A 14,487-nucleotide genomic window follows, 5' to 3' on the forward strand; every position below is an offset into this window, starting at 1 on the left:
GTCGGTCACGTTAGCCGCGGTTTGGGGTAACGTGACAGCGCCGGTGTGCCAACCTCAACCGGTACGCAACGGCGGCCAATGTTCGATTACGCCTGCGGCTAATCAACCCTACGGCTAATCAAACTTACGGGTTATGGGGATCCCGAGCTTTGGTAGGCCACGTTAGCCGCGGTTTGGCGTAACGTGACGGCACCGGTGTGCCAACCTCAACCGGTACGCAACGGCGGGCAATGTTCGATTACGCCTGCGGCGAATCAACCCTACGGGTTATGGATACGCAACGGCGGGCATTGTTCGATTACGCCTGCGGCGAATCAAACTTACGGGTTATGGGTGTCCCCAGTCGGTCAGTATTGATGCCGAGGCTTTGCGCCTCTGTGCCGATGGTGCTTGGTTAACTCTGCGGAACTGCCTTGGCCATAAAAAACGCGCCCATGTGGGCGCGGTTCTTACCTCGGTGCAGCAACGCGGTTGGCGTTAGTAGTACTTCACCATTTGCGCTTGGCTGCGGCGGGTTTTCGGGAACTGCGGCTCGCTGGCGCGGTAGCCCAGCGCCACCATGACTGCGGGTTTGTAGACGTTGGTGTCGATGCCAAAGTGCTCGGCCAATACCGCTTCAGTTTGGTCAATGTCGAAGCCTTCGATTGGGCAGGAGTCGATCCCCATCAGCGCGGCGGCGGTCATGACGTTGCCTAGGGCAATGTAAGCCTGTTTGCCAGACCAATCGGTGATCTGGCGCTGACCTTCAATGTGGAAATCTTGCTGTTGGAACTTCTGGAACGCTTGGTTAATGAAGCCAATCACGTCATCCGGCAGCTGTTTTACCTCTTTCATAAACCGCTGCTGGTAATCGCTGTTGTGCTTCTGGTTTATATCGGTGTGGGCCAAGAAGATCAAAAAGTGGCTGGCGGTACCCAGCTGACCGGCGCTGCCGTTAAAGGCACCGTTTGCCCCCCAGCTGAATTCGCGGAACAGCTCGCGTTTCTCTGGCGATTGCACCACCAGCAGCTGCCACGGTTCAAACCCAAATGAACTTGGCGACAGGCGCGCGGCTTCAACAATCACATTGAACTGGTCATCGCTGATTTTTTTCGCCGGATCAAACACCTTGGTCGCGTGACGGAAATTGAATGCGTCCAGAATGGTGGTTTCGATGTTCTGGGCTTGGATCTCGGTCTTGGGGGTTGCGGTCATAACTACGCTCCTGCTGCGGCGTCAAAGGATCGGTGTGCCACGGCCACGGTGGCAAACGGGAGGATGCGAGGCATCACTTTCAATGGCGGCAAGTGTACCAGCGCCATTGTGGTCGCAATAGGGCATAACCACCCAATCACTATGGACTTAAGGTTCCATAATGTTGGCCGTAATGGGGCGGCAGCAATGGCTGGTGCAACGGCTTAAAACCAGTGTTAATAGGGGCTGTGGCTATGGTGCGAGGCAGGGTGAACGATAAGGTGGGGTTAATCAGGCTAATTTTACGGCTGTGACTTGGGTCACAAATGGCCACAGTGGCCGCGGCTGGGCGGCCACTGCGGCGCTGAGTTTATTTGGTTAACAGCGGCTCGTCGGCGGTGCAGTTAACCGCAAACACCTCGACCGGCATCTGCTTATATTCGGTGCTGAAGGCGACGGTCATGCCGTTGCTGCGGGCAACCCGCTTCGAATCCACATTATCGACATGGATGATGGAGATAAAGCGGCTGGCGGGCAGCTGTTGTTCGCCGTAGTGGCGCATCTGCCGTGCCATTTCGGTGGCGTACCCTTGGCCGCGATATTGCGGCAGCAGCGAATAAGCGATCTCATATTCTGCGCTGGGGCTAATGTCGTCGCGGCGCAAAATGCCCACCATGCCAATAAAGGCACCGTTATCGCGTTGATGCACGGCCAGATAACCCAGCCCCGTGCTTTGGTAGCGCTCTAGGGTAATGGTGATCCACTGTTCTGCCATCTGCTGTGGCGTCCATTCGAGTGGGATCCCCAAAAAGCGAATGCGGTCGTTGTCTTCAAAGAAGGCTTGCCACGGCACGATGTCGGCGAGGGTGACCGGACGGTAACGCAGACGCTCGCTGTGCTGACTGAAGTAATCCATTGCTGCTCCTTAGCTGCTGGAGGAATTAATCTGCCTAAGTGGCGATGGCGTTGCAATATGATAGAAGCAGATCAGCGGATCGTGAGGCGATGTGGCGAAATTGCGGTGGGAATGACTGGCGTGATGTTAAGTCGAATGAGGCGCCAGCAGACAGCAAAACGCCCAACCGAATGGCTGGGCGCTTTACTTAACAGAGGCGGGTTACATGCACGTTAGATAACGCGGATGTTGTTTTCCTTAAAGCTGGCCACGATTTCAGCAACGTGGTCTTTGCCGCGCGCTTCGATGGTTAGGTCAACTTCAGCTTGGCCTAAGGCCACATCGCTGGCCGGACGGCTTTGGGATAGGTCGAAGATGTTGGCGCCGTGATCCGCCACCAACTTGGTGATCTTGGCGATGCACCCAGGGCGATCCGCAATTACGCAGCGCAGGCGAGACAAACGACCATTCATCTCTAGGCCACGTTCGATGATGCGCGAGATCATGTTCATGTCGATGTTGCCACCGCTGATCAGCGCCACCACGGTCTTGCCTTGCAGTTCGTCCAGTTTGTGGTGTTTCAGAGCCGCTACCGCAACGGCGCCAGCGCCTTCAGATACGGTTTTCTCTTGCTCCATAAGGTACAAGATGGCGTTGGCGATCTCTTCTTCGTCAACGGTTACTACTTTCTCTACGTACTTCTTCGCAATTTCGAAGGTGTTGCTGCCAACCACCGATACGGAGATCCCGTCGGCCAGAGTTTTGGCTGCTGGCAGAGGCGTAACTTTACCGGCCGCTAAGCTGGCTTTCATGGCCGGCAGGTTTTCGGTTTCTACGCCGAGAATGCGTACGTCTGGCTTCAGGGCCTTAACCGCAGAGGAGATCCCGGAGATCACGCCGCCGCCGCCAATTGGCGCAACAACGGCATCCAGATCCGGCACCTGCTCCAGCAGTTCCAAACCGATGGTGCCTTGACCGGCAATCACGTCTGGATCGTCAAAGGCGTGTACGAAGGTGTAGCCGTGCTCTTGCTGCAGCTCAATCGCTTTCTGGTAAGCCTCGTCGTAACCGTAACCGTGCAGTACCACTTCGCCACCAAACGACTTGGTGCCTTCCACTTTGGCCAGCGGGGTGGTGGTTGGCATTACGATAACGGCCTTGATGCCCAGCATCTGTGCGGCGCGGCTTAAGCCTTGAGCGTGGTTACCGGCGGAAGCGGCAACAACCCCAGCGGCTTTTTGCTCTTCGTTAAGGTTAAGCAGGCGGTTCATGGCGCCACGTACTTTATAAGAACCGGTTACCTGACGGTTTTCTGCCTTCAGGTAGACCTTACAGCCGGTAATTCGGCTCAGTTTCTCGGAGTAGACACAAGGGGTCTTAGTAACGTGCTCGGCGATCTGTTTTCTTGCGCGTTGGATATCGGCCAAAGAAACCATAATGAAAAACTCCAAATAAACTGAACATGAACTTTATATCTGTAACACCAAGTTAATATCTGTTTTGGTGCCGATAGCTAAGTAAGAATCTGTAATCACTATGACCTAAGTTACGGCAACAAAAATGGCTGATGGCTCACATTTCACTTAATGCTGGGATTAGTTTTATTAATGTCATTTAGGGGAGGTCACATGACTGATGTTCATGGGAGGATGGTCTCATTTGCTGGGTTATTTTTGCGGAAGCTCAACTATCTGAGGGAGAACGACTTTCGTTGTACGCAACGACTCTAGTTTTGTGACCGCTATCTCTTTTGAGGTAGTCAAAAAGGCCGTACTTTAAATAGCAAGACAGCATAACCAACCAAGAGTGATCAAGATGATGAACGATAAAGCAGCGTCTGGTGTGACAGCCGGCGCAAAACCTAAGTACACAAAACAAGACTTAGTTTGGTCTGTTTCCATGTTCGGTACCGCAGTAGGTGCTGGTATTTTGTTCCTGCCAATCCGCGCTGGACTGGAAGGTTTCTGGCCACTGATCCTGATGGGTATCATTATTGGCCCACTGGTTTACTTGGCGCACCGCGCATTAGGTAGATTTATCCTTTCCTCTAGTAAACCTAATGCGGAACTGGCGGACGTAGTTACTGAACACTTTGGTAATAAGTCGGCGATTGCTATTTCGTTCTTATACTTCTTTGCATTCTTCCCACCGGTACTTATTTACGGCAGTGCAATTACCAACACCGTAGATAGCTTTATGGTGAACCAATTAGCGATGGAAGCTTGGCCGCGTTGGTTACTGTCTGGTGTATTGATCACCGCGATGGTTGGCGTGATTATGCTGGGCCAAAAACTGATGCTGAAGATTACCGCAGCACTGGTTTACCCTCTGATTGCGATTCTGTTTGGCTTCTCTGTTTACCTGATCCCTGATTGGTCTATGGAAGCGATGTCTACCGATGCAGTACCGGCATTTGGTGACTTCATGCTGGTTGTGTTCATGGCCATGCCAATGCTGATCTTCTCTTTCAACCACAGCCCTGCAGTGTCTTACATGGCACAGGCACAGCGTAACGAGCACGGCGAACACGCTGAAGCTAAGTCTGATGCCATCCTGAAAGGCGGCGCAATTCTGCTGGTTATCTTCGTAATGTTCTTCGTATTCAGCTGTGTATTGTCTCTGACCCCTGCACAACTGCTGGAAGCGAAAGAGCAAAACCTGCCAGTACTGAGCTACTTGGCTAACGTACACGGCTCCCCAGTAATCGCCATTGTTGGCCCACTGGTGGCGTTCTTGGCTATCTTCTCTTCTTTCTTCGGCCACCTGCTGGGCGCCAAAGAAGGTCTGTCTGGTCTGCTGCGTAAAGCCTGCCCAGAAAAAGTAGAAAACATCGATGCCAAGAAATTCGACAAAGGTTTGATGCTGTTCTTCTACCTGAGCACTTGGGCAATCACCGTTTACAACCCATCTGTACTGGGCATGTGTGAAGCGCTGGGTGCACCGTTCATCATCGCCATGCTGTTCTTGGTGCCGATGTTCGCAATCAACAAAGTACCAGCTATGGCGAAATACCGTGGCAAAGTGTCCAACGTGGTCGTTACCGTTACCGGTATCGGTGCCATCTTGGCAGTACTGATCGACATGCTGTAACGAGTTAGCGCTAGACAGCATGAGGGAGGCGATTATCGCCTCCCTTTTTTTATGTCTGGCGTTTGCCAAAGTGGCGGTTACCGTTGCTGACAACCTGGCTTGCTGCGGCGGTTGCATCGGTTAAAGCGCATTGGTTACTCTGCGCTTTTGAGCCATCTGCCGAGCGGGAAACCCAAGGGGTGGAATGGGGCGCAAATAATGCGCCTGCTAAGGGCAACAAAGGGCAACAAAGGAAAATGTAAGTTGCTGGAATAACCTGTCCATAAGGAAGTGACACGTTGCGGATATTGATTTCATTGTTAGTGGCATCGCTGCTGATCGCCTGTACCACCCAAGGGCGGTTGCATTACATCACGGCGGAAGGGGTGCACAAATCGGCTTGTGAAACCGAATACTTTGGCGCACCCGCCGTGGATAAATACGCGGTTGAGTACTTCCTCAGTTACTGTGCGCAGCAAGCGGTAGCGCAGGGCCATACCGTGGTTAACGCAGCACTGCTTACCCTTGATTTATCGATCCCGCCTAGCCCCAATGGCAAGCCGTGGACGTTCGAATTGGCCACCAAGCGTTATCAGGCGAAGCAGTTAACCGAGAAAGAATATGGCTACATCATTGCGCATTTGGATTTGGCTTTAAGCCAAGCATCGCGTTGATCCCAACGGCATTGAAGATCGGATTGAGGACGATGAGTGGGCCGTGACCCGTTGTTCTCTGAGCGTCACCTTACGCCAAAGAACGGCGAACGTGACCTACGGTATTCACCTGCGCTAAACCATTACCCCAAAGCAGCCGTTAAGCCCCAGCGAGTCGGTGCGATCAGCCGCAGGCGTCATCGAACCCGTGCGGTGAGTGAGCCGTTGCCTGCATTCGAAGAGCAAAAAGGGCGCTTAGCGCCCTTGGGTTTCGGTGTCTTTTGTTCATGCCTCGGCTGAAGCGTCGGGCTTAACCATCAGAGCCGAGCACCGCGTCGATGTCTGCGGCGCTGTGGCGCGCTGGCACTTGCGGCTCGCCTTCCTCACCCCAGAATTTATTGACGATGCGGCCGCGCTGTACCGCCGGGCGGGCCTGCACTTGCTCGGCCCAGCGCAGCACGTGTTGGTAGCTGGCAACGTCCAAGAACTCGGCGGCGTTGTAGGCGTTGTTCAGCACCACGTTGCCGTACCACGGCCAAATGGCGATATCCGCGATGCTGTATTCATCTCCGGCAACAAAGGGGTGCTTGGCCAACTGCTGATCCAGCACATCCAATTGGCGTTTCACCTCCATGGTGAAGCGGTTGATTGGGTATTCAAACTTCTCTGGGGCGTAGTGATAGAAGTGGCCAAAGCCGCCGCCCAAATAGGGGGCGGAGCCATGCAGCCAGAACATCCAGTTCATCACGCTGGTGCGGGCGACGGGATCCGTTGGCAGGAACTGGCCAAACTTTTCGGCCAGATAGAGCAAGATGGCACCGGATTCAAACACCGAAATCGGGCTGTCGCCGCTGCGATCAACCAGCGCGGGGATCTTGGAGTTAGGGTTGATCGCCACAAAGTCAGAGCCAAATTGATCGCCGTCGATGATCTTGATCAGGTGGGCGTCGTAGTCGGCGGCAGCCACGCCAGCGGCCAGCAACTCTTCCAACATGATGGTGATCTTCTGGCCATTGGGGGTGCCCATCGAATAGAGCTGCAAGCCGTGTTCGCCCACGGGCAAGGTTTTGTCGTGGGTGGCACCGGATACGGGGCGGTTGATGCTGGCAAAGGCACCGCCGTTTTCCGCATCGTGAGTCCAAACTTGCGGTGGTGTGTAGCTGGTCATGATCGAAGTTCCTTGGCAATAAGGGGGTCACTGGGATTGATACTATCCTGTTTGCCCCACCCAATTCGATCCGAACGGTTATATCTAATGCGGCGGCGTTTGAAGTGGCGGGGCCACCCGGTGGTGGGCAAGGGACAATGCCCTTTGCGATCCCTGGTGCCTCCGTCAAGGCAATGCCCACAAGTCATTGAAACTAAGCCATAAAAAACGCCGCAAAGGCGGCGTTGATGGGTTGGGATTAGCAGTCGCTGTCGAACACTTCCACCACCGGCGCGTCGCCGCTGCCGTTGGGATCATTGCGGTAGCGGACATGGCAGCCAAAGCTGGCGTTTTTTTGGTCGTAATCTTCAGTGAAGAAGACATAGAAGGTGTTGGCTTTTTTGACCCGATCCGAGAAGAACTGCGCCGCATTGCGGTTTTTCTTGGCGGTATTGCGGTCGACCATGTCGAGCTCAATCCAGCTTAACAGCTGTTGATTGATGTCGGCGAAGCTGTCGCCGCCACGGGCGCGGGGGTAGCCGTTGTGCAGCGGCACATCAACGCCATCAATGGTGATTAAGCCCTCGTCCCCCAGCTGCTGTGCCAATATCGCCTTGGCGTGCACCATCTGCATGCCACTGCGCATGCTGCCTGCGATCCCTTGCAGCACACTGGCTTTGGCGTCACTGCTGATGTCGATAAAACGCGGCGCAGCAGCGGCGGCCAAGATCCCCAGGATCACGATCACCACCACCAGTTCGATTAGGGTAAACCCTTGTTCCGCTTTGTTGTGCAAATCCACTTCTCCGCATTCAAAAAGGGGCCTAGGTCACCGGATCTCCAGAGAGCATGCTGCAATGGCTCGAGCCGTGCCGGGGTGGCCGTTACGCCTTGGCGGCGTCGGCGACCGCTTGGGCAAAGCCATTGGCCCAGTTGTGCAAGCCGTTAAGTACATCGGCTTCGGTAGACCATGGGCTGTCGTTAAGGCCGTAAGAGCCTTGCAAGCGTTCAACCACAACGCCGTTCAGCTGCTGGCTGTTGCTGTCGCGAAATTCAACGGTCATGGTGACTTCGCCCACGCTCAGCACCACTGGCGCCAAGATGGCGGTGATGTTGGCGGCGGCACTGGGGGTTTTAATGTCCGACAACACCACATCAAGGGCGAGGGCGTTGGCGCTGTTGCTGCCAACCAGTTGAAAGCCATGCTCGGTTAGCGCGTGGGTGAGCGATTGGCGCAACTGCTGCGCGACCTTGGCCTGCAGCGCAGGGGCAACGCGGGGATCGCGCACCTTGATGCTGGCAAGATGAAAACGCTGATATTGGGATAACGCGGGCGAGCCCGCACGGCGGTAGATGCGCCGTGGCAACTGGCTGTTGTCGGCTTTTAGCCCTTGGATTGAGGCAGGCACCGCTGATGGCGACACGGCCACGTTGCGGGCGCTGCAGCCAGACAACACCAGCGCGGCAGCAGCAATCATAAGGGGAAGCAGGGGGCGTGACATAAAACCTCGTAACCAAACAGGCAAGCAATTGCACAATTAATGTGCGGCAGTGTAATCGCTTTACCCATTATTACCAGCGACTGCTTTTACATCTGTGATCTCACTAGCACGGCAGACAGCGCAATCTGGGTGCGCTAACATCTGCGTCCCTTTTGTTTGTTGCTTTATTAACGCTTATGACCGCTCCTGAGCAGCGCTATCGCGTGCTGTGTGCCGCTTCTGGCGCTGATTTTCATACCTGTTTTTACTGTGGCTGCGTGGCAACGGAATTGGATTTTGCCCCGCCCCGAGCCCATTGGCAGTCGTTTTTTGTGCGCCAAGCCAGTGCCGACAACCTGCAAGTGCCCAGCTGCAAAGAGTGCCACACGCTGTTGAAAGGCTGTGCCATGGGCTTGGTAGAGCAGCGACGGGAGTGGGTACACACCAAGTTGGCGGCCAAATACGCCAAACCGATTGCGGTGTACCTAAAGTGGACCCAAGAGGAGCTGGCAGAGCTGGATTACGGCTTTGCCCACAGCATCGGCGCGGGCTTGCGCTTGGGGGAGGAATCCCATCGCCGCAGTAACTACCCGGGTTTTCGTTACGAAGTGGATGGCGCCGTGGTGGCAGCCAGCCTGGTGCAGCCGTTGCCGGTGATGGTGTTCGAGCAACGTTTTGATGATCTAAAAAGCGCTTTGGTGGCGGTGAGCAAGCAATACCAGATCAAACAAGCCAAGTTGGTTGAGGGGCTGGCGGATCACGACAACAACCTAGAAGCGGTGGTGTTAGCCCACCAACAGCAGCAACAGCAGGCGCTGTATCGACGCCAATTGCGGGCCGCTTGCAGCGCCTTTGCCAAGCAGCATCAGCAGTCGCTGCGTTACGTCACTAACTCGGTTGAGCGTTATCTGGATAAGGATGAGGAGCTGTCCATCGCTGAGGCGCTGGATAAGTTGTATCAAGAACGGGTGCGGCATCGCTAAGCGCCGCACCGCTTATTTTTCTCAACGGCAACGCTCGGCAGCCGTGGCCGTCGTTAACGGCCAACCGCCACCACTGGCGTTTACATCATCGGTTTGAAGCCTTGCTCATCGACGTCGTTGTTGCTGCTGGCGTCGGGGCCAATGCCGCTGACGCCACCAATGCTACCGCCGCTATCACTGCCGTTGGCCGCGCCCGGGTGGTTGCTTTGCCCTAATTGGGCTTCATTGCGTTCCGCTTGGGTAAAAGTGGCTTGCTGCAAGGCGTTTTCCAACGGGCCGGTGATGCGACGGTTACCGCCGATGCGGGTGGTGAGCATGGAAGCCAAATGGCTAAAGACCAAAAACAGCACCGCCATCAGGCCGTAGTAGACCCCCTCTCCTAGGTAGAAGTAGTTGGCAATGAAAGTGGCCGCGAAGAAAGCGGCACCGGCGCCCACGGCGTAGCTGACTAAATCCATGAGCCAACTCCACAATGTACCGAAAAACCCTCGATTCAGTAGGGCTTTGCGAGTGCGTTTAACCTCGCGCTTGCCGAGGTAGTGCAGCTTTTCCGTGTCGTGAACGTAAAAGGCGTAGGGGTAGTAAGAATCGCCCTTCTCGCAATAAAACAGCGAGATGTTGCTGGCGCTGGGGATGTTGGCGGTGCCATCTTTGACCACGCTACGAACCTTGCCGTTGTCCATGCGTACATTGACGGTTTCGAAGCGTTCGGTGTTGACTTCGGTACGGCCATTTTTTTCGGTGGTGGTGGTGTGGGTATCCACTTGGCCGCCGGCGTAACTGCCGTGGCAAGTGAACAGCTTGGTGTCGATATTTTTACCGCAAAGGGTGTGCTGAAAGGCAAACGACTGCATCTCAACTCCTGTTGTTAAAGGGGGCCGTTGCCCCCATCAAAATTAACCGTCTTGGTGATCAAGTTTCTGCTGGGTGTCGCCCGCCAGCGCGGCGGTACGCTCACTGCCAGTGGGTTGCGGCACATTGCGGCTTTGATCGTTCATCTGGTGGATCTGCGCTGCAGCCTGTAAGTCGGCTTCGGTATTGAGGTTGGCGATGGTCTGGCGTGACGCTAAGTAACCGCGCAGATCGTTGATGATGCCGGCCATGTCGGTGTCGTTGCTGTGCAGCTCCATCAAGTGGCGCGGCTGCTCTAGGTTGTTGCTGCCCACCCCAGCGAAGGTGGACGTTACCGCCGTTGCTGTGACCACCCATGGGGTCATGGAGGAGCGCACAATCACGTTCTCGGATTGGGTTGAATCGTAGATCCCCTTACCGGTAGACACGGTGCTTTCGGTGTAGGTGCCTTCACACTTGAAGTAGATCAACTGCGATTCAAACTGGAACTCACTCCAGAACACGTGCACTAAGTTGGTCAGCAGGCGACCAAACACGCCACACACCACGATGGCCAAGATGACGTTGATCAAGCTGGCCACTTGCTCGCCAACGTCGGTGCTAATGGCAAAGGCAGCGGCTCGGCTGTTCGCTCTAGGCAGCTGATCAAGCAGCCCCAACGACAGCAGCTCAATCACTTTGCCGTATTGGCTAAACAGCAGCAGCGCCGCCCCCAGCATAAACAGTTGCCCCACTACGGTGCCGCTGATCCGCAGCAGTTGCGGCAAGCCGCTGAAGCTGGTTGGCTTCACCCGCGGTTGGGTTTCTTGGATGGTTTCGCCGTAGAAGGCGCCTTTGCTGTTGGACTGTTCTTTCAGCATCGGCTGCAGGCTGCGGTAGATGCGGTTGGGCACCTCTTTGTAACGGCGGTTGGCCATTACCATCGAATCCAAGTTGATGAAGATCTCCCGTGGGTGCACCGACTCCTGCCAGTTTTCGCGCAGTTCGGACACTTCGGTGATGGGGTTGGCTTGGCGACAGCGGTTGCTGATCAGCAGGGTCAACACCAGGGTAGCGATTAAGGCCAGTGCCACCACTACGCCAATCCACAAGGCGTTGCTGACGTTGTGGTTAATGGCTTCATAGAAGCCAGCAACACTGGCTTCGCTGCGGTTCATCTGCTCCAGCGGTTGCAGGAACGGCAGTGGTCGGCCTCGCATCATTTCCGTTAACCACCAGTTCAAGGCCATGCTGGCCCCCACCGGCAGGGTAACGGCCAACACTAAGGTGCGCGCGATCCCAGCGGCGCCGCGATTTTGGGCACCGGTGGTGTGCTGGCGAGCGATGGGGCGACCGGCCTTAAACCACAGCTGCAACAGGTACAGCAGGAACAGGGTTGAGATCACCGGCTGCAGCAGCGGGGTGTATTCGGTGCCAGCTAAGCCGCTGGCTAAAACAAAACTGGCCAAGCCATACACGGCCACGGCCAACACCGTTTGCGCCAGCGTTTCCGTCAGCTGTTGCGCCATATTGCGGATCGGGAAAGGCACAAAGGTCAGCTTGGGGAACAGGGTGTGGATCAGACGGGCGATCAACCCTTTGGGCTCGGTGAAGGTCAGGTTTTTACGCCCAATCAGCATCTGCTCAAGCTGGCCTGCGTCGTAGGAGACGTCGTTCTGTTCCGCTTTGGCGCTGTCCGCTTCGGATTTAGCGTTGTTGAATGCCAACGAAGTGGGCACCGAGCGGCCCACGAAGAAGCGCAAGGTTTGCATCAAGCCAGAGCCTAAGGTCCACAAGCCGCTGCTGAGCAGCACAAAGCCGACCGAGGCGGTGATCCAACCAAAGATCTGATGCTGCTGCACCGCGTCGGTGACGCTCAGCAGTACCAGTAAACCCAGCACCGAGGTGATGGTGCCGCGGATGGCACGCACTGTGCCTTCAAAGCGAAAGGGATTGCGGATCCCTAGATCGAGCGATCCGTGTTCGTAAGCCATGTAACTCTCTCAATTGTTAACGTCCTATTGGGCGCCAGTGAATTATCGAAAGAAAATAGGTTACCTATAGTTATCTTGGTGCCAAAGTTAAACCTTTGTTTTTCAGGTTTTTATGTGAGATCTCTTACATGTTGGAGGGCTTAAGTCTGCATAATTTACGCGGATTGAATTGTTAACGTTACTGCAACCAAGGCGCTAACGTTTGCGCCAGCCGTTGCGCCAAAAATTGCTGCAGTGCTTTCACCGTTGGGTTGAGCTGACGGCGGCTGGCGCAGAGCAGGTTCAGTGGCACCGCTTGGCTGTGCCATGACGGGCACAATCGCACCAAGGCGCCGCTGTGCAGATCGGCACTGATGTCGACCAGCGACTTAAAGGCGATGCCGTGGCCTTGCCGTGCCCAGCGATGCACCAACTCGCCGTCGTTGGCGATGCGATCGCCTTGCACCTTAATGCTGAGTTGCTCGCGGCCATTGTGCATAACCCAATCGCTAAAGGGCGCATCATCAAGGGCAAAACAGAGGCAGTTATGCTGGCTGAGTTGTTGCGGGGCAGCAGGGCTGCCGTGGCGGGCGAGGTAAGCGGGAGCCGCGCACAGCACGCGGACATTACGCTGGGTCAGTGGCAGCGCCACCAAGCTGGAATCCGCTGGGGTGCCGTAGCGCAGCATCAGATCCAGCGGTTGCCGATACAGATCAACCAAGCTGTCGCTTAGGTGCAAGCGCAGGCTTAACTGCGGGTGCAGTTGCAGAAATTCACTTAGCCACGGATCCAGTAAATTTCGGCCCAGATCCGACGGCGCAGACAGCTGCACCTGCCCAGCCAGCGTGATGTTGTCGTTACTGATGGCGGCACAGCCATCGTCCAACAGATCCAGCGCCGGTTGGCAGGTGGCCAGAAAGCGTTCGCCCTGCTGGGTTAAGCGCAGCTGGCGGGTCGATCGCACCAACAGTGGCTGGCCCAGCTCGGCTTCTAAACGCTTTACCGCCGCGCTGCTGACCGCAGGGCTCAGCCCCAACGCCCGTGCCGCCGCAGATAAGCTGCCCAGCCGCGCGGTTTCAACAAAGATCCGCAGATCTTGCAGTGCTTTCATTATCAATCCCTGTTTGAAAGTGATTCTTGGTAAGGCTAGTTTTTCAATCATTACACTTGCAATAAAGTGGTGCCATCACAGAACAGGAGCGCCGCCCATGAAAGCCGTTGGTTACCAACACAGCCTTGCCATTGATCTGCCCAATGCCCTTATCGACATCACCTTGCCGCCACCGGTCGCCACCGGTCGCGACTTGTTGGTGCAGGTGCACGCCATTTCCGTGAACCCAGTGGACACCAAAATTCGCCAGCGGGTGGCCGCGGAAGATGGCCAGTACAAGGTGCTGGGCTGGGATGCGGCGGGGGTGGTGACCGCCGTGGGTGAACAGGTAACCGACGTTAAGGTGGGCGACGAGGTGTACTACGCCGGGGATCTGACTCGCTCTGGCAGCAACGCGGAATATCAGCTGGTGGATGAACGCATCGTTGGCCGTAAGCCCCGAAGCCTCAGCTTTGCCGAAGCCGCCGCGCTGCCACTGACCGCCATCACCGCCTACGAGCTGCTGTTTGAACGCTTGAAGGTCGCCACCGACAAGCCGCAAAAGCTGCTGGTGGTGGGCGCTGCGGGCGGGGTTGGCTCGATCTTGGTGCAGTTGGCAAAGCAGCTGACCCAGCTGGAGGTGATTGGCACCGCATCAAGGCAGGAGAGCCAGCAGTGGCTGCGAGAGTTAGGCGCGGATCAGATCATCAACCACCGCCAGCCGTTGAGTGAGGCGCTGGCCGCCATCGGCATCGAGCAGGTGGATTACGTCGCCAGCTTAACCAACAGCGACGATCACCTAACGGAAATCGTGAAGGCGCTGAAACCCCAAGGTCAGTTGGGCTTGATTGATGATCCGGCCAGCTTTGATATTCGCGCCCTGAAGCAGAAAAGCATCTCGCTGCACTGGGAGTTTATGTACACCCGTTCGATGTTCCAAACCGAGGATATGATCGCCCAGCAGCGGCTGTTGAATCAGGTGGCCGAGCTGGTGGACGCCGGTGAACTGCGCACCACCGTCGGCGAGCACTTTGGCCGCATTAACGCCGCCAATCTGGTTAAGGCCCACCAGCGCCTCGAAGCGCAGCAAGCGATAGGCAAAATCGTGTTGGAGGGGTTTTAAGGCCGAGTGAACGCGGGCCAGCAACCACAACGGGGACGCGCTGCGTCCCCGTTGTCGGTTTTTATCGGC

13 protein-coding genes are annotated in these 14,487 nt (G+C 55.9%); 4 read left to right on the forward strand and 9 right to left on the reverse strand.

Annotated features, from left to right (window positions below; genetic code table 11):
* Positions 1 to 477: 477 nt before the first annotated feature.
* The 3 genes from Q0796_RS13335 to ilvA all read right to left on the reverse strand — a co-directional run bounded on the left by Q0796_RS13335 (position 478) and on the right by ilvA (position 3,504).
* Complete coding sequence (locus Q0796_RS13335; RefSeq protein WP_298444067.1) at positions 478 to 1,194, reverse strand: NAD(P)H-dependent oxidoreductase; 717 nt, start codon at positions 1,192 to 1,194, stop codon at positions 478 to 480.
* A 349-nt stretch (positions 1,195 to 1,543) separates the two neighbouring features.
* Positions 1,544 to 2,089, reverse strand: a complete 546-nt coding sequence (locus Q0796_RS13340; RefSeq protein WP_298444068.1) for a GNAT family N-acetyltransferase — start codon at positions 2,087 to 2,089, stop codon at positions 1,544 to 1,546.
* 212 nt (positions 2,090 to 2,301) lie between these two features.
* Positions 2,302 to 3,504, reverse strand: a complete 1,203-nt coding sequence (gene ilvA / locus Q0796_RS13345) for a threonine ammonia-lyase (protein ID WP_298444070.1) — start codon at positions 3,502 to 3,504, stop codon at positions 2,302 to 2,304.
* A 382-nt stretch (positions 3,505 to 3,886) separates the two neighbouring features.
* Between ilvA and Q0796_RS13350 the strand changes: the two genes are divergently transcribed.
* Both Q0796_RS13350 and Q0796_RS13355 read left to right on the forward strand, forming a co-directional pair.
* Positions 3,887 to 5,158 carry an aromatic amino acid transport family protein gene (locus Q0796_RS13350; RefSeq protein WP_298444071.1) on the forward strand — a complete coding sequence of 424 codons (1,272 nt, stop codon included), beginning with the start codon at positions 3,887 to 3,889 and terminating at the stop codon, positions 5,156 to 5,158.
* A 278-nt stretch (positions 5,159 to 5,436) separates the two neighbouring features.
* Positions 5,437 to 5,811, forward strand: coding sequence for a hypothetical protein (locus Q0796_RS13355; protein WP_298444072.1), 375 nt, complete (start codon positions 5,437 to 5,439; stop codon positions 5,809 to 5,811).
* 289 nt (positions 5,812 to 6,100) lie between these two features.
* Here the strand turns inward: Q0796_RS13355 and yghU are convergent, their stop codons facing one another.
* From yghU to Q0796_RS13370, 3 genes are all read right to left on the reverse strand, one after another.
* Positions 6,101 to 6,961 carry a glutathione-dependent disulfide-bond oxidoreductase gene (gene yghU, locus Q0796_RS13360; protein WP_298444150.1) on the reverse strand — a complete coding sequence of 287 codons (861 nt, stop codon included), beginning with the start codon at positions 6,959 to 6,961 and terminating at the stop codon, positions 6,101 to 6,103.
* A gap of 235 nt (positions 6,962 to 7,196) precedes the next feature.
* A complete protein-coding gene (locus Q0796_RS13365; protein ID WP_298444074.1) occupies positions 7,197 to 7,739 on the reverse strand; it encodes a type II secretion system protein in 543 nt (180 codons plus the stop codon).
* 82 nt (positions 7,740 to 7,821) lie between these two features.
* Entirely contained in the window at positions 7,822 to 8,439 is a 618-nt protein-coding gene (locus Q0796_RS13370; protein ID WP_298444076.1) for a DUF3313 family protein, read from the reverse strand.
* Between the two features lie 176 nt (positions 8,440 to 8,615).
* Here Q0796_RS13370 and Q0796_RS13375 point away from each other — a divergent pair, with 176 nt between their 5' ends.
* Positions 8,616 to 9,401: a hypothetical protein gene (locus Q0796_RS13375; RefSeq protein ID WP_298444078.1), complete on the forward strand. Its 786-nt coding sequence runs from the start codon at positions 8,616 to 8,618 to the stop codon at positions 9,399 to 9,401.
* Between the two features lie 80 nt (positions 9,402 to 9,481).
* On the opposite strand, the gene Q0796_RS13380 is transcribed toward Q0796_RS13375, so the two are convergent.
* The 3 genes from Q0796_RS13380 to Q0796_RS13390 form a co-directional block, all read right to left on the reverse strand.
* A complete protein-coding gene (locus Q0796_RS13380) occupies positions 9,482 to 10,255 on the reverse strand; it encodes a hypothetical protein (RefSeq protein ID WP_298444079.1) in 774 nt (257 codons plus the stop codon).
* 42 nt (positions 10,256 to 10,297) lie between these two features.
* Complete coding sequence (locus Q0796_RS13385) at positions 10,298 to 12,226, reverse strand: hypothetical protein (protein ID WP_298444080.1); 1,929 nt, start codon at positions 12,224 to 12,226, stop codon at positions 10,298 to 10,300.
* A 178-nt stretch (positions 12,227 to 12,404) separates the two neighbouring features.
* Positions 12,405 to 13,316 carry a LysR family transcriptional regulator gene (locus Q0796_RS13390; RefSeq protein ID WP_298444081.1) on the reverse strand — a complete coding sequence of 304 codons (912 nt, stop codon included), beginning with the start codon at positions 13,314 to 13,316 and terminating at the stop codon, positions 12,405 to 12,407.
* Positions 13,317 to 13,413: 97 nt separating this feature from the next.
* Between Q0796_RS13390 and Q0796_RS13395 the strand changes: the two genes are divergently transcribed.
* A complete protein-coding gene (locus Q0796_RS13395; protein WP_298444082.1) occupies positions 13,414 to 14,418 on the forward strand; it encodes a zinc-binding alcohol dehydrogenase family protein in 1,005 nt (334 codons plus the stop codon).
* Positions 14,419 to 14,487: the final 69 nt, after the last annotated feature.

The sequence above is a fragment of the uncultured Ferrimonas sp. genome (assembly GCF_947489035.1).
Taxonomy (GTDB): domain Bacteria; phylum Pseudomonadota; class Gammaproteobacteria; order Enterobacterales; family Shewanellaceae; genus Ferrimonas.

Excerpts from the sequence above, each read along its gene's own strand:
- Q0796_RS13335 (WP_298444067.1), bottom strand. The coding sequence starts at position 1,194 with ATGACCGCAACCCCCAAGACCGAGATCCAAGCCCAGAACATCGAAACC.
- Q0796_RS13340 (WP_298444068.1), bottom strand. The coding sequence starts at position 2,089 with ATGGATTACTTCAGTCAGCACAGCGAGCGTCTGCGTTACCGTCCGGTC.
- ilvA (WP_298444070.1), bottom strand. The coding sequence starts at position 3,504 with ATGGTTTCTTTGGCCGATATCCAACGCGCAAGAAAACAGATCGCCGAG.
- Q0796_RS13350 (WP_298444071.1), top strand. The coding sequence starts at position 3,887 with ATGAACGATAAAGCAGCGTCTGGTGTGACAGCCGGCGCAAAACCTAAG.
- Q0796_RS13370 (WP_298444076.1), bottom strand. The coding sequence starts at position 8,439 with ATGTCACGCCCCCTGCTTCCCCTTATGATTGCTGCTGCCGCGCTGGTG.
- Q0796_RS13375 (WP_298444078.1), top strand. The coding sequence starts at position 8,616 with ATGACCGCTCCTGAGCAGCGCTATCGCGTGCTGTGTGCCGCTTCTGGC.
- Q0796_RS13380 (WP_298444079.1), bottom strand. The coding sequence starts at position 10,255 with ATGCAGTCGTTTGCCTTTCAGCACACCCTTTGCGGTAAAAATATCGAC.
- Q0796_RS13385 (WP_298444080.1), bottom strand. The coding sequence starts at position 12,226 with ATGGCTTACGAACACGGATCGCTCGATCTAGGGATCCGCAATCCCTTT.
- Q0796_RS13390 (WP_298444081.1), bottom strand. The coding sequence starts at position 13,316 with ATGAAAGCACTGCAAGATCTGCGGATCTTTGTTGAAACCGCGCGGCTG.
- Q0796_RS13395 (WP_298444082.1), top strand. The coding sequence starts at position 13,414 with ATGAAAGCCGTTGGTTACCAACACAGCCTTGCCATTGATCTGCCCAAT.